Origin of the sequence: Streptomyces griseoruber, assembly GCF_001514205.1 — a bacterium.
In the GTDB taxonomy this organism is placed as follows: Bacteria; Actinomycetota; Actinomycetes; order Streptomycetales; family Streptomycetaceae; genus Streptomyces; species Streptomyces griseoruber.
Genome location: NZ_KQ948778.1, coordinates 1,120 through 1,654, shown reverse-complemented (window position 1 = coordinate 1,654; position 535 = coordinate 1,120). Strand labels below are relative to the sequence as shown.

Below are 535 nucleotides of genomic sequence, written 5' to 3'. Positions count from 1 at the left end.
CGCCGTCGTACTCCCACTCGTCGTCGTCCTTCACGGAGTCGACGAAGGTGGTCGCCTTGGTCTTGAGTTCCTTGAGCTTGGAGACGAGGGGCCGGATCTCGGTGGCGTAGGAGGAGAGGGCGGACGACACCGTCTCCAGGTCCGTCGCGAAGTCGTCGGCCCGGTCCTGCACCGGCTTGGTGGTGCCGAAGAGCTGTTCGGCCTCGGGCGCGCGGTAGAACGCCGACAGGCCCTGGAACTGGGTGTTGACGTCCTTGCCGGTGTCCCGGACGTTCCCGGCGTCCTTCTTCAGATCCGCGTGGTCCAGTTCCAACTGCGCCAGGTCGCCGGTGAACTGGGGGATCTGCTCTGGCTTGATCACGCCTTGCCCGTCCCCGGCATGTCCGGCTTCGGCGCCTTCAGCGTGTTGCGCTGCGCCTCCAACGCCATCTGCTCATCACCGTTCAAGTACGCCGTCGTCGCATCGACCACACCCTGCAACGACTTCCCCGCACGCGCGGCCACGAACGACAGATCCTTCGACGCACGCTCCGCG

The 535-nt window shown here is 66.2% G+C and carries 1 protein-coding gene and 1 pseudogene; both read right to left on the bottom strand.

Going from position 1 to position 535, the window contains the following annotated elements; all coding sequences use genetic code 11:
* Positions 1-361, bottom strand: a pseudogene (locus tag AQJ64_RS33020) (ADP-ribosyltransferase); the annotation flags it as partial.
* On the bottom strand, positions 358-535 hold a 178-nt coding region (locus AQJ64_RS51285), incomplete at its 5' end, for a DUF6507 family protein (RefSeq protein ID WP_244902704.1). The pseudogene AQJ64_RS33020 and the gene AQJ64_RS51285, both read right to left, overlap by 4 nt.